This is a genomic window from Bacillus cereus group sp. RP29, assembly GCF_040459765.1.
GTDB lineage: Bacteria > Bacillota > Bacilli > Bacillales > Bacillaceae_G > Bacillus_A > Bacillus_A paranthracis.
The window spans coordinates 2,535,972-2,549,288 of sequence record NZ_JARVHN010000001.1 but is presented as its reverse complement, the minus strand read 5'-3'; the positions used below and the strand labels follow the sequence as shown (position 1 = coordinate 2,549,288).

Genomic DNA, 13,317 nt, shown 5'->3' with positions numbered 1-13,317 from the left:
CCATCCCTTACTAATTTTTCTTACGAAACCATTCTGTTCCAAAGTCAACTATATCACGTTGTTTCATAAGACGGCACTTTGCGTTTCCTATTTTCCCCATTGTTACGGTTCCTTTTTGCTCAAACTCTACACCAATTTCTACAAATTTGTCAGAATCGTAATCCATATCAACAAATTCTTTCCATACTCTTTCACCATTTTCTATAATAGGTGCCCTTACTTTTATTAACTCACATGCACCAGAACGTACTTCTGATAAATGTACAGAAGTATTGGAATCATATCCAACACCAATTAATAATATGTATCCGTCTAGATCGTATATTTTTCTTAATGGAGATTCTTCTCCTAAACTCATCGATAGTGACTGATTTACTGTTATTTCTTCTGCATGTCTTCCCCATGCAGCAAAGCTTCCTAATGGATGGTTACTACGTACTACATTCGGATATGTACGAAAACATTCAACTACTTTTCCCATTGCCCTTGTTGGTGTTATATGTGGCTCAAATGCTGGAACGTTATCCCGAATAATTTGCCACCATTCTTCAGGTACAGGTGGTCTTGACCAATGTTTCGGATCAGATAAATCCGAAGACTGAGTTGGCATAATAATCGTTCCCTCTTCTGTAATAACCTCCATTAACGCCTCTACTACTGCAACTGCTCCGCCTGATACCCAGCCAATGGAACTTAACGAAGAATGTACAATAACTGTCATTCCTTTTTCTAATCCTAATTTTCTTAAATCATTTGTAATTGTTTTGATTGTATTTGGCAATTGCGTACTTGCCACTATGTCATTCATTTTCACGATTGTTCCCCCATTTGTTTTAAACTACTACATACATATATTATCATATTTTTCTTAATTTTTAACTTATTCATTTTATCTATGCAAAAAATGAAGGCGTTACATCAAAAACATAAAAACACTATATACAAACAAAGAGCTCACCAAAAATGATAAGCTCTTTGTTTCATTTATCCTTCAATTGTAACTCCAGTAAACATCGATAAATTTCCTGTTATTTTCTCACCTACACGTAAAAATAAACCAGCAGCTCTCCCGCTAATACAGTGTGAACCAATTAATAGTTTACCAGTATACGGACCGTCCCACGTGTCAATTGTATAGTCTGGCATTTCTATGTATTGCTGATATATTTTCCGCTGTTCAAAGTAATACTCTGTTTTATCTTCAGCTAATAGTTCATTATTTTCGTATATAGATACTCCTCCGCCTTCACGGCCGTATAAAGGTTTAGAAACATAGGATTCATTTCTTTCTATAAACGGTTTATTTGTAAAATATGTTGGTAGGAAGTATTTCTGAATGATTCCTCGCTCCTCTTCCTTAAAGAAAACTTCTTCTTCGTAAAGTTGCCAAATTAATGCGAGTACACTTTTATTTTGCATAAGAAAAGCAGCTGGTGGATTAATGATTTTCACTCTGCCTTGCGCTATATGATCTAAAAACTGGAGTCCAATTCTTTTCCCGCTTTTATCAGCATCTGAAACTAAATATTCAATTGGATATAGTCTATATAAATAATGAATTCTCTCACCATTTTGCGTATATATACCATCATCTGCAACAACGATATCTTGAATACCTATATAATCCGTTGACTGATCTAAACAATAGCTTCTTAAAAATTGAACTGTTTGATGGTCTTCATCATGCCAATCATAACTCGTAAAATAAATCGTTTCTCTAGGATCTATACTATAGTCATGTTTAATTTGTTCCCACGCCTGCACAATATGCTCCTCTATATGATTTGGATGATTTACATCGTGATAACGGCATAACACTTCATTTGCGACAGATGGCTCTAAATAACCTGTTGGTGTATCACAATTTACTTCTATTAACTTTATATCTTCACCATTTACGATAAAGTCAAACCTTGTAAAATATGAAAATAAACCTGTATGTTTCATTCTCGCAATTTCCCACGTTTCAGCTGGAAATCCTAATTTTTGAAAATCTTCTGTCGTATTGAGAATGTATTGATACGTTCTATATAACACATACATAATTTCTTCTGTCGCTTTTGAAATAGCAGTATAAGTTTTTACTGGCATACGATACATACCTGTTGCCATATATTGATTCCATTCTTCATTTTCTAATAGACTCGGCCAAGTAAACCCATTCCGACCAGCCTCTTCTGCAAGTGAAAACCATACTTTCATATACTCTTTCTGTTCTTGTTCTGTATACATTACTCCATTATCCTTTCATTTTAGGATCCTGCTGGCGCTTTTGCGTTCCCAATTCCACTAGAACCAGAATTCACTTTCGGCGTTTGTGTCGTAGATGATTTCGGCGTATTTGTATCTGGTGTTACTTTATTTGATGGATTTGGCTGTTGTTTATTTAAATCCACTTTATTGGAAGATTTATTATTGTTACTGTTAGTTCCGCCGTAATACCCGCCACCACCGCTGCCTCCAGTTCTACTTTGGTCTTTTTCACGATATGGAATAATGTTATTTGCATACGGTTTCTTCATTATATTCGGTTTTACTGTATAATTCATATTTGAAGTTCTGCTTGCTAATAAATATCCTGCAACGAACGGCAGTATCGGTAAATGTGAATTTTCATGATAAGAAGAAAATGACGGATTATTTTCCTTACATAACTCATCTTTTTCTACATTTTCATTAGTTGGAGCTTTATCATCACAATTTAATCTTTCTTGTTCATTTCCTTGTTTTGCACCATCTGTTTTAACAGCAGTACTTTCTTGCTGGACAGTATCTTCTTCATAATCGCCACAGCCCGTTAATAAAAAAGATGACACTCCTATTGAAGTAGCAATTTTTATAAATTTACTTTTATCCATTCTCATGTGTTATACACCTATTTTCTATTATCTATATTTTTCCAGATACCTTTATTATATAATGTAAATATCACTTTTTTCAAACGAAACATAAGATGTATATTTATATATTTTTATAATGAATTTCCAAATAACAACAAAACCTTTCAACCCCCGGGTATTTTTCTCCTAAACTTTTAACCTGAAAACCAATTTTTTTATAAAATTCTACCGCTTCATCGTCTGTCTCTGCTTCTAGATACATCAATTGATGTATTCTTAATACTTCCTTTATCATTTGCCACGCAATTCCATTATGACGATATTGTGGAATGACTGCTATATGACAAATTCTCGCTTTCTTTGCTCCAATTATTTCAATACCTATGCAAGCCTTTTCTTCATATCTATGCAAAGTCGCTTTATTCCTTTCATAAAATAAAACTGCTTTCTTTAAGCTAATTTCACTTGGTCCGACTGCATACTGTAGTACATTTAAAATAGGATCTTTCTCAATTTGTTCAACGCGTTGCAAATTCATATCATCATTCCTTTCTATGAAAAAAGATTAGCTCTTTATATAAAGAGCTAATCTCATTACGCCGTTATTTTTTCTTCTTTCTTCACAACGACCGCTACATAACTATGTAGTATCATTCCAATAATAACTAGACTCATACCAATCCAAGATAAAGATGACGGAATTGGTGCAGATAACAAGATAAGTTCTCCTACTAGCGCAAATAAAACCTCACCGGACTGAGTTGCTTCCACTGTTGCTAGTTTTTGCGGATCATCTTTTACAAGATCTGTCGCAAAGAAGAATAATACCGTTGCGATTAAGCCAGAACTAACTGCTACAATAAAACATTGGAAAACTTGGCTACTTGACGGTAGACCACCTGTTGATACTTCATAACCAGATAGTAAAAACCAAAATGGTAAGCTTGCTAATGTCATACCGAGAACTCGCTGAAATACATCTAATTCCCCTTTACAAACTTGCATCATTTTTCGATTTCCAAGAGGGTACGCAAACGCTGCAATAAGTACAGGAACTACACATAAAACGGTTTCACGAATTCCTAATGAAGAAGCATGTTCTACTTGCATAAGTACAACACCACATAAAATAATACCCGACATAACTAATTCCTTCATTGGGAGTTTTTTATGTAACGGATCTACTGCAAAAAATGGTGTTAACAAAATCCCTGCTACGATCGTAATTTGCCATGTTGATGCAACGAGCCAACCAGGTCCGAAAGCTCCAGCAAAACTAAGTGGTGCATAGAAGAGACCAAATCCAACGATACTCCACACTAACCATTCTTTCGGATTGTTTTTCATATATTGAAAGAGTTGCTTTAAATTCCCTCTATACATGACAATAAGTAAAAGCATTGGGACCATAAAGTAGTACCGTAATGATGCACTCCAAATCCAGCTTCCACCTTCTAGGTCCATTGCCCGATTTAAAACGAAGGTAAAGGCAAAGAAAAATGATGCCAATATCCCTACTGCAATAGCTTTCATTATAAAACCCCTTGTTTAGTTTCTTCTTATACTATACAACAAATTAAATATAATTAAAATTCGAAATCTTTATCTCGTATGCATTCTAGCTCTATATAGTTTTCTTAACTGACTAATATGAGCTTGATGGTACCGATTATGATCAGCTATATGCCATATTCCCCACCTTATAGTCGCATTTTCTCCCTTTTCATAAAAAACCTCTCGTGTTAAATCATTTTCTGTTAGTTTCAAACATTCCTCATAAAACATATGTTGCACTGCTTCATAATCTTGCATTAATTGTTGCAATGTATATTTTCTTAAACTGGGCAGCTCTCCTACTTCATTTAACATATGTCCATATATATTATCAAGTGCCAGTGGAACGGGTTCTCCTTTTAAGCGGTATACCCAATGCAAATCGACAACTGCTAAATGTTGAAGTAGTTGTCCAATACTATTTTCATTATTTTTTAACCCTTTAAAAGACAGTTCTTTCTCATCGGTACCCTCTACTAACTTTTGCAACCGTTTAAATGTATCGGCAACTGTCGCATATAGAATTGCTACTTGCGGGTTCATATTTTTTTCTAAATAGAGATCTTTCATAGTAAACTCCCTCTTTTAAAGGAACAAAACCATATGTTCATCATCACTATACACACCATTCATCTTTATAGCTCTCTTTTCAATCCCATACGTTTTAAAGCCTATTGATTCATACAACCTTTTTGCTGGCTCGTTAGTGGATACAACACCTAATGTCAATTGTTCCAAGTTCATTTCTCTTGCTTTTTCGATTGCCTTACGTATTAACTCACGTGCAAGACCACTTCTTCGATTGCTTGCATCTACATACATCGCAACGATATGACCTTTATGTTTATACGCCTCTTTCTCTTCTGTTAGTAAAGTAACAACTCCAACTAATTGATGCTCTTCATTAAAAGCACCAAATGTACAACTAGTAGCAGCTGTTAAATTACTTTCCACTCGCTTAATCGGATTTTCTTGGTGAATCGCCTCTTCATAAGTTGTTACAAATGCCTCTGGATTTACTTGTAATGCTTGTAAACGTAAGTCCCAATATTTTTTTGCATCTTCTTTCGTAAGTAATCGAATCATATTTCTCTATCTCCTTTTAGTTAACATAACATTTTTATAAACTACTAATTAAAGATTGATATTCTTCTCTTAACATACTATAACGATAGCGATGAATGAACTGACCTCTACGTAATCGATCATTTCTCATTAACCCTTCGCATACAAAACCAGCCTTTTCATAGCTCTTTCTAGCTTGAAAATTATCTTCATCTACACGTAGCCATACTTTTTCTAATTCAAATTCAAAGAATGCTACATGTAACATACTATATAGGGCAGCTATTCCATACCCTTTACCCCAGTATTCTTTATTACCAATCGCGATTCCTAATTCTGCATTTTTATTTGTTTTATCAAAGTTTTTAAGATCTACCCATCCAATGTGTATGCCGTTCTCCGCAGTGATAGCTCTTTGTTCGTAACCATTTTTTCGATTTATACATGCTTCAATCCATTTTTTTGTATCTTCACGAGTGAACGGTGGATATTGATCTGGTACAACTAAATGTTTTGTTACTTTTGTATCTAATGACCATTGATATCGGTCTTCTACATCATCTAGTGTCAGTTCTCTTAATTGAACGAATGGTATATTCATTGTATTATCCCCTTTTTACTTTCCTATACAAAACCCTTCGAACATTCTTCCTCCATACTGTTCTAGCGTTTTTTCTACAAAAGTAATTAATTTTATTTTCTCTCCCGTTGTATAAAAATGATCGAACGCTACTACAAATTGATCTGCGTATTGTTCATCATATTTTCTAAGTACCCTTATAAACCATTTTGAACTTCCAAGCCATTTCCCATTTACTCTTAATACATATTCATGTAATAAATCAGCTAATAAATTCGCGATAAACAACTCTTCTTCTCTTTTTGATGCACCAATAAAATCATCCAAAGTATCTGTAATAAAATAACGCTTCTGCTTCATCATTTCTTCAGTCCATTTAGCTGGTCCTTTATTTAGTAACTCATTCGCTTCGCTTTTTAATTTCTCAACAATTTCATCTTCCCCTTTTAATACAACACCTTCTGCAACTAATTGTGGTAACGAAGGTCTTCCGCGATCACAATCCATTTTAAAAAAGGTTTTTAACGTTTCAAAATTATGTACAAATACCTCAACTGGCCATCCATTACTATAGAAAGATTCTCTATAACAAGATGACAAACTAGGATCTATTATTACAATGTCCAGATCAGATGTTTTTGTCGCTTCCCCTCTTGCAACGCTTCCTCCAAGTAAGGCTACATCACAATCCGGAAAGTGTGATGTAATGATGCTTTTTGCCGCTTCCATTGCTTTCATAACCGTTCCCCTTTTCTTATTTCACTTTCTTTTTTGCAGCTCTTTCTCTCGCTTTTTTTATATACGACTCTGCGTCTGGTGTTTTGCATGACGTTGCTCCGTGATCAACGTGTACTTTTCCAATTTCACGTGCAATTTCAATCGCTGCTTGCTCTAAGTCTTCATTACGAATTCCTATCGCGATTAAAGCACGATTCATTGCTTCTCTTTTTCTATTTTTTTCATTATGTATATTTTCTTTAATCTCATCTAGATAAGGAGAGAAGACATCATCTTGTAACGTTTTATTTTTAATCGCTATATTTGCTAATAAAGCCCAGCCTGCTCTTCCAATCCATTCATCATCAGACTTTGTCCAGTCTTCCATTCTTTCTATCGCGATTGGCGACGTACAAATAGCTGTCATTAAAACGTCCATTAAACAATAATAATCAACTTCCTGTACCCATTTATTTAGTAGTTCTGTCGTAACTTTTTTTGGATCTAATATCATTGTTGCTAATGTCATTGCATCCATATTTTTTGTTTCCCATAATGAAATTGCTAAATCATGATCTTTTTTTATCTTCTTTTTTAACAATTTTAAATTAGCAAAACTAACTCCGAATAGTGGCTCTTTCGCTCCGTGGTTTTTATACGTTTTACGATTCTGTTCTGTTCCGTATTCCTCTAGTTGCTGCATTACTTCTTCAAGTAACATATACCCACCTCTTTATTTTTTATGTTGACTTCATATATGTATGTACGATATATTCTACATTACTTTTTGGTTTTCCTATATTTACTTTTTAAATTCGGTATGTGAAATTTTTTAGTTGCTACAAACATCTAAAACCCCTACGAAAAACCTGTACATTTTACATATACAGGTTTTCGTTTCATCGATTTCCTATAGTGTAAGAAATAGAATATGAAAGAACTTTTAATGGTTTGATTCTCTCCTTATTTTTGGTAAGCTCTTTACATCTGACCACTCTTCTATGGACCCTGCGTCTGGAAAAACTGTAACTACATTAAAATCAGAACCTTTTTCTCTCCCAATTTGTTTAGCGGCTAATAAATTCGCTGCCGCAGACGTTCCTATTTTCATACTAGTTTCATTATAAAAACGCGCCATTTCATACAAGGTCTCTTCATATGAATAAGTCCATTGTTTTTCTATCAAATTGTCTTCCTGTTTCCTTCCTAAGCCGAACCCACCTGATCCAGCATATTTCTTTAAATCATTTGGTGGTTGTTCAGAACCATAAGGCAATTCAGCAGGCATTACTAAATGTAGCTCAATTTTTTTGTATAATTCTTTACTGCTTTATACCCCCCATTAGAGTTCCACCAATACCAGCAGATGCTACCCATGCATGAATTGGTTTCCCATTCATTTGTACAATAATTTCTTGGCCTGTACCTTCTATATGACTTAATACTCTATACTTTTTAATAACTCCCTTAACTAAATCTTCTTATATAAAAATCCCTACAAATGCTGTAGGGATTTATGACTCAATCATTTTGTTACACTTCATTACATACGAAAAGAGCTTCTTTATTCAAATGCGTTCATTAGCACAATTCTCCAACCATCTGGATCCTCTATTGTGATTCCTTTCTCTATCCAATACGGATTTTCTGGTTCCACCTCATGATAGCCCATATTGCTTAATCGATTCACTATTTTTTCAATTTCATCTTTATTAGGCATATAAAAAACTAGTAAATTATCTTTTGTCGGTGCCGGACAGGGACTTCCGTTAACATGCGTTGTAAACTCCAAATGATACTCGGCATCCGGTAATCCAAACATAACTCCATCATATCCTTCATGATTGTGAAATTCTCCTATACGCTTTAATCCTAACCCCGTCTCATAAAAACTTATAACTTCTTCAAATTTATCTGTTGGTCTTGCAATTCTAAATTGAACCCAATTCTTCATGCAAATCTCCTCCTTTTCATTTTCCAAAGCTTTACAGTCATTATTATAGGTAACATATATTTCCTTTAACATCCCTCATTAGTGTGAGAACTACTTAAGTTGAAAGGCCTATTAGTTTATAAATAGTAGGCCTTTAGTATTAAATTCATATAAAATTAATTATATGGATATCAAGATAAAATAAACATTTCTTCCTTTTTGTATAAATTGCTATTTTGCATAGTTTCTAATGTTGTCCATGACTGTCCAATTGGATTCACATATTGTCTTTCTTCATTACAAATTTTCCAACGAGAAGGTGCTTCTTCATTTTAGGAATACTGTACTCCACATGTATTGCAAATATAATTAGCCATATTCCCCCTCCCTTTTCATTTAATTGTTTCTTTACCAATATCTTAATAAAAAACAAAAATATTCGAATCAATAATTGGAACGAAAATGAAGTGATACGAAAGTATGAAATCTTGCATACTTTTGGACAAACTTTTTTGCACTTGTAAAAAAGTTTTTTTGCAATTACCTCCCTATAATTGCTAATATAGTAGAGTAGAACTTTTATAGAGAGAAGGAAAATTATGCACAATGGAATTCGAATGACAACTTTAGTGAAAAGGGCTATTTTGATTTGCGCGGGGGTATTATTTACATACGAAGCGGCTTTAGGATCAACACATACTGCTCTAGCAAGTACAGAGGATGAAGCAAAATCTGTTCAACTTGTAAGTGAAATTCAATCGTCTCTTGCACCGAAAGAAGCTCCAAAACAATACAATGGGCAAGTTAGAAAAGTAGCTTATTTAACATTTGATGATGGTCCTGGAAAATACACAGCTGAGCTTTTAGATATGTTAAAGAAAGAAAATGCAAAAGCAACATTCTTCCTTATTGGTTCAAATGTAAAAGCTTTTCCTGATCTTGTAAAGCGTGAAGATGCTGAAGGCCACTACGTTGGGATGCACAGTATGACTCATAACTACAAGAAACTTTACACAGAAGGTCATTACGTAGATGAGATGAAAGAAGATCAAGGATTAATCGCTGGCGTTCTAGGTAAATCACCAGTATTAACTCGTCCTTCTTACGGCTCAATGCCAGGATTAAACGAAGCGCTTCGCAACAAAGTTGTTGAGAATGGGCTAAAAGTTTGGGATTGGACAATTGATTCATTAGACTGGAGATATAACAAAATGCCGGTTGACGCTGCATCAGCTAAAATTGTAGAAAACGTTATTAATGGTGCAAACAAGCCAACAGAAGTTATCCTTATGCACGACATTCATCCACAGTCCGTAAAAGCAGTACCTGGTATTATTAAAGGGCTGAAAGAAAAAGGATATGAATTAGAAGCCTATAGTGAGAACGAACACTTCCCATTAAACTTCTGGCACGATAATCGTATGTAATAAAAAGACTTGATTTCCTTTAACTAGGAATCAAGTCTTTTTATCGTTTTTGGAATTACTCCTCGTATATTCGACTCAATTCCCCCTCTCTCCTTCGTAAAAAAATACGACGTTTTCGTGCTAAGGAAGATAGATCTATTCATGAAATCAGAAGTAAAAACTTGGATAGTAGAAGAGAAAACCGTATTAAAAAGATGAATCGAAAAGCAAAAGAGATTGCAAAGGCGATTGATACGAAATTAAAACAGATTTATCAAAATACAGTAAGAAATTATGGATTGAATATACAAAGTCAATCCTATTTTTTATATTATCAACACTTTAGCACATATTACTCTTAAGGAGTGATATGTATATGGATTTCCTTTCAGCTGAATATTTGTCAGCCTTACTTGCCATTATTGTAATTGATTTAGTGTTAGCAGGTGATAATGCCATTGTAATTGGGTTAGCAGCAAGACGATTACCGAAAGATCAACAAAAGAAAGTTATTATATGGGGAACTATCGGGGCAATCGCGATTAGAGCCCTCGCTACTTTAGTTGTCGTTTGGTTGTTAAAAATACCAGGGCTACTTCTAATTGGTGGTGTACTCCTTATATGGATCGCTTACAAATTAATTGCTGAAGGCAAAGATCACGATATTAAGGCAGAAGAAGGTTTCTGGTCTGCTATTAAAACCATTATCATTGCTGATGCATTGATGGGAATTGATAACGTTCTCGCTGTTGCTGGAGCTGCGCATGGCAACTTTTCTTTAGTAATCATCGGGCTATTAGTTTCAATTCCAGTAGTAGTTTGGGGCAGTACATTAATTTTAAAATGGGTTGACCGTTATCCTATCATCATTACGATTGGAGCAGCTGTTTTAGCTTATACCGCTGCGAAAATGATTGTAGACGAGAAATGGTTCACTGCATTTTTCGAAAGTAATCCTTTCATAAAATGGGCATTCATCATTATCATTATTGCCGGTGTAGTTTTCTTCGGAAAGACAAAACAGAAAGCAACAGATGGTTCTATCTCATGATGATGTTTTATTTACAAACAAAAGGCACTATTCATAGGAATAGTGCCTTTTGTTATTTATTTAGCTTCCCCTTCCGGAGTCGTTTTTACTTTCGTTTTGTTTTTATCACGATTGTTATAGTTATACTTCGAACGATCTATCGGTGTAAATCCTTCCGGTGTGTAGAATCGTAATAAGTCACCATTTACGACTTGGTCAGAGTATTTTAACGAGTTTTGAACCATTTGTTCATTTTGTTTTATTTCATCTGTAAATTCTACTGGTTTTCCATTCGTTGTATCATAGTATTTGCCGTTTAATGCAGTAACTGTTGGGCTTACGAAGTTGCCGTTACGGAACGCAACAACTTGTTTATGATCTGGTGATAATAAATCTGAACCAAATTGAACATAATTTTTTGTATCTGTTCCTAGTAAGTGTAAAAGAGTTGGAAGAACATCAATTTCACCACCATATTGATGTTGTACGCCACCTTTCACACCTGGTACACGAACGATAAATGGTACACGTTGTAACTGTGCATTTTCAAATGAGTTAATTTCTTTACCCATTACTTTTGACATTGCTGCATTATGATTATCTGAAATACCATAATGATCACCGTACATAACGATAATAGAATTATCGTATAAACCAGATTGTTTCAAGTAATCGATGAAACCTTTTACAGATTCGTCTAAATAACGTGCTGTTTGGAAATACGTATCTACAGACGAGTCACCTGTGTTTGCTGGTTCAATTGTCGCTTCCTCTTTATCAATCGGATACGGGAAGTGATTCGATAACGTAATAAACTTCGTATAGAACGGTTGTTTCAATGTTTCTAATAACGGAATGGATTCATTAAAGAATGGTTTATCTTTTAATCCATAGTTTACCACATCTTTTTCGTTCATATCATAGTATGAAGCATCAAAGAATTTATTAAAACCAAATGATTTATAAATATCGTCACGGTTCCAAAATGTTTTATAGTTACCATGGAATACAGCTGATGTGTATCCTTGTTGTCCTAAAATTGCTGGTGCTGATTGATACGTGTTATGAGATTTCGTTGTAAATACAGATCCTTGTGGTAAACCAAACATAGAATTCTCTAACATAAACTCCGCATCAGACGTTTTCCCTTGTCCTGTTTGATGGAAGAAGTTATCAAAGTAAAGCGTATTCGCATCTTTTGTAAATGAGTTTAAGAACGGCGTAACTTCTTGACCGTTTAATTTATAATCAATTAAGAAGTTTTGGAATGACTCTAAATGAATATAAATTACGTTCATTCCCTTACCTTTACCGAAATACTCAGGATTCGGACTAGCATAAGTTGATGTTAAATAATTTCTTACTTCTGTCATATTATCTCCATCAGCTAACGCTCTTTCCGTTGATGCCTTCGCACTTTGAATTCCATCATAAATTGTGTAGTTATACGCCCCTAAATATTTCACAATATAATTTCGGTCAAACGTTCTTGTTAATAATTCAGGACGGTCAGATTCTGCAAGTCCTAAGTTAACACTGAATAATAAAATACCTGCTACAAATACTAGTGATACTTTATGCTTCGCAACACGAATTGGTTTTGGATTTGCAAATTTCGTTGCAACTAACACAATTAAAATAATTGTATCTAAGAAGTATAGCGGATCATAAAGATGTAGCAACGCAACAATACTACCACCTAAATCTCCAAAGTTATTCGTTTGTGTCAACGTCGGGAACGTAATAAAGTCACTGAAAAAGCGATAGTATACGACGTTTGCATATAAAAGAATCGACAATAACAAGTTGATAACAATTAACCAAATATAAGATCGTTTCCCTTTTGCAAATAATGCAAGTCCTAAAAATAGAACTGCTGAACTAAGCGGGTTGAAAAACAGCAAGAATTTTTGGATTGTATTTGAAATACCTAAATTAAATTCTGTTACATAAGCCGCATATGTTTTGAGCCAAAATAAAATAACGGCAAACAGAAAGAATCCAAAATGATTGCTTAGCACGCTTTTGCTCTTTAATAAGAATTGTTTCATTTCTCCACCTCTTTTGATCATCCAAGGCTTATTTTTTTATAAGTCTGTCTCTCTATTCAATTTTTTATCTTCAAATAGATTCTATTTATTTAACTATATGAAGAATACTAGTAATTATAATTTGAAGCTAGTATTTATTCA

Annotated in this window: 14 protein-coding genes and 3 pseudogenes; 3 read left to right on the top strand and 14 right to left on the bottom strand. The window is 34.2% G+C overall.

Features of this window, described 5'->3' with window-relative positions:
• Positions 1–10: 10 nt before the first annotated feature.
• The 13 genes and pseudogenes from aacC to QCI47_RS13450 form a co-directional block, all read right to left on the bottom strand.
• Positions 11–808, bottom strand: coding sequence for a BA2930 family N-acetyltransferase (aacC, locus tag QCI47_RS13510; RefSeq protein WP_353812010.1), 798 nt, complete (start codon positions 806–808; stop codon positions 11–13).
• Between the two features lie 176 nt (positions 809–984).
• Positions 985–2,232: a glutathionylspermidine synthase family protein gene (locus QCI47_RS13505; protein WP_061184563.1), complete on the bottom strand. Its 1,248-nt coding sequence runs from the start codon at positions 2,230–2,232 to the stop codon at positions 985–987.
• A 20-nt stretch (positions 2,233–2,252) separates the two neighbouring features.
• Positions 2,253–2,864, bottom strand: a complete 612-nt coding sequence (locus QCI47_RS13500; RefSeq protein WP_076874374.1) for a hypothetical protein — start codon at positions 2,862–2,864, stop codon at positions 2,253–2,255.
• A gap of 97 nt (positions 2,865–2,961) precedes the next feature.
• Entirely contained in the window at positions 2,962–3,378 is a 417-nt protein-coding gene (locus tag QCI47_RS13495) for a GNAT family N-acetyltransferase (RefSeq protein WP_309423143.1), read from the bottom strand.
• Between the two features lie 56 nt (positions 3,379–3,434).
• Complete coding sequence (locus QCI47_RS13490) at positions 3,435–4,373, bottom strand: DMT family transporter (protein ID WP_000643664.1); 939 nt, start codon at positions 4,371–4,373, stop codon at positions 3,435–3,437.
• Between the two features lie 69 nt (positions 4,374–4,442).
• Positions 4,443–4,964, bottom strand: coding sequence for a DinB family protein (locus QCI47_RS13485; protein WP_309423145.1), 522 nt, complete (start codon positions 4,962–4,964; stop codon positions 4,443–4,445).
• Between the two features lie 15 nt (positions 4,965–4,979).
• Complete coding sequence (locus QCI47_RS13480) at positions 4,980–5,480, bottom strand: GNAT family N-acetyltransferase (RefSeq protein WP_000620335.1); 501 nt, start codon at positions 5,478–5,480, stop codon at positions 4,980–4,982.
• A 34-nt stretch (positions 5,481–5,514) separates the two neighbouring features.
• Positions 5,515–6,060: a GNAT family N-acetyltransferase gene (locus QCI47_RS13475; RefSeq protein WP_001024999.1), complete on the bottom strand. Its 546-nt coding sequence runs from the start codon at positions 6,058–6,060 to the stop codon at positions 5,515–5,517.
• Between the two features lie 15 nt (positions 6,061–6,075).
• Complete coding sequence (locus QCI47_RS13470; protein ID WP_000646299.1) at positions 6,076–6,777, bottom strand: nucleotidyltransferase domain-containing protein; 702 nt, start codon at positions 6,775–6,777, stop codon at positions 6,076–6,078.
• Positions 6,778–6,793: 16 nt separating this feature from the next.
• Positions 6,794–7,477, bottom strand: a complete 684-nt coding sequence (locus QCI47_RS13465) for a DNA alkylation repair protein (RefSeq protein WP_000923435.1) — start codon at positions 7,475–7,477, stop codon at positions 6,794–6,796.
• A 222-nt stretch (positions 7,478–7,699) separates the two neighbouring features.
• Positions 7,700–8,201 (bottom strand): annotated as a pseudogene (locus tag QCI47_RS13460) (pyridoxal-phosphate dependent enzyme); the annotation flags it as partial.
• Positions 8,202–8,320: 119 nt separating this feature from the next.
• Positions 8,321–8,710 carry a VOC family protein gene (locus QCI47_RS13455; protein ID WP_000800664.1) on the bottom strand — a complete coding sequence of 130 codons (390 nt, stop codon included), beginning with the start codon at positions 8,708–8,710 and terminating at the stop codon, positions 8,321–8,323.
• Positions 8,711–8,901: 191 nt separating this feature from the next.
• A pseudogene (locus QCI47_RS13450) lies at positions 8,902–9,066 on the bottom strand (hydrolase); the annotation flags it as partial.
• A gap of 222 nt (positions 9,067–9,288) precedes the next feature.
• Between QCI47_RS13450 and QCI47_RS13445 the strand changes: the two are divergent.
• From QCI47_RS13445 to QCI47_RS13435, 3 genes and pseudogenes are all read left to right on the top strand, one after another.
• Positions 9,289–10,116: a peptidoglycan-N-acetylglucosamine deacetylase gene (locus QCI47_RS13445; protein WP_000551424.1), complete on the top strand. Its 828-nt coding sequence runs from the start codon at positions 9,289–9,291 to the stop codon at positions 10,114–10,116.
• Positions 10,117–10,196: 80 nt separating this feature from the next.
• Positions 10,197–10,359, top strand: a pseudogene (locus QCI47_RS30295) (DUF3841 domain-containing protein); the annotation flags it as partial.
• A gap of 112 nt (positions 10,360–10,471) precedes the next feature.
• A complete protein-coding gene (locus QCI47_RS13435) occupies positions 10,472–11,146 on the top strand; it encodes a TerC family protein (protein ID WP_309423148.1) in 675 nt (224 codons plus the stop codon).
• 56 nt (positions 11,147–11,202) lie between these two features.
• On the opposite strand, the gene ltaS is transcribed toward QCI47_RS13435, so the two are convergent.
• The gene (ltaS, locus tag QCI47_RS13430; protein ID WP_074543304.1) at positions 11,203–13,176 is read right to left on the bottom strand and encodes a lipoteichoic acid synthase; all 1,974 of its coding nucleotides are present in this window, start codon (positions 13,174–13,176) and stop codon (positions 11,203–11,205) included.
• Positions 13,177–13,317 lie beyond the last annotated feature (141 nt).

Coding starts and splice junctions, on each gene's coding strand:
- QCI47_RS13470 (WP_000646299.1), bottom strand. CDS start 6,777: ATGAAAGCAATGGAAGCGGCAAAAAGCATCATTACATCACACTTTCCG.
- QCI47_RS13490 (WP_000643664.1), bottom strand. CDS start 4,373: ATGAAAGCTATTGCAGTAGGGATATTGGCATCATTTTTCTTTGCCTTT.
- QCI47_RS13485 (WP_309423145.1), bottom strand. CDS start 4,964: ATGAAAGATCTCTATTTAGAAAAAAATATGAACCCGCAAGTAGCAATT.
- QCI47_RS13475 (WP_001024999.1), bottom strand. CDS start 6,060: ATGAATATACCATTCGTTCAATTAAGAGAACTGACACTAGATGATGTA.
- QCI47_RS13435 (WP_309423148.1), top strand. CDS start 10,472: ATGGATTTCCTTTCAGCTGAATATTTGTCAGCCTTACTTGCCATTATT.
- QCI47_RS13455 (WP_000800664.1), bottom strand. CDS start 8,710: ATGAAGAATTGGGTTCAATTTAGAATTGCAAGACCAACAGATAAATTT.
- QCI47_RS13445 (WP_000551424.1), top strand. CDS start 9,289: ATGCACAATGGAATTCGAATGACAACTTTAGTGAAAAGGGCTATTTTG.
- QCI47_RS13505 (WP_061184563.1), bottom strand. CDS start 2,232: ATGTATACAGAACAAGAACAGAAAGAGTATATGAAAGTATGGTTTTCA.
- ltaS (WP_074543304.1), bottom strand. CDS start 13,176: ATGAAACAATTCTTATTAAAGAGCAAAAGCGTGCTAAGCAATCATTTT.
- QCI47_RS13495 (WP_309423143.1), bottom strand. CDS start 3,378: ATGAATTTGCAACGCGTTGAACAAATTGAGAAAGATCCTATTTTAAAT.
- QCI47_RS13465 (WP_000923435.1), bottom strand. CDS start 7,477: ATGTTACTTGAAGAAGTAATGCAGCAACTAGAGGAATACGGAACAGAA.
- aacC (WP_353812010.1), bottom strand. CDS start 808: ATGAATGACATAGTGGCAAGTACGCAATTGCCAAATACAATCAAAACA.
- QCI47_RS13500 (WP_076874374.1), bottom strand. CDS start 2,864: ATGAGAATGGATAAAAGTAAATTTATAAAAATTGCTACTTCAATAGGA.
- QCI47_RS13480 (WP_000620335.1), bottom strand. CDS start 5,480: ATGATTCGATTACTTACGAAAGAAGATGCAAAAAAATATTGGGACTTA.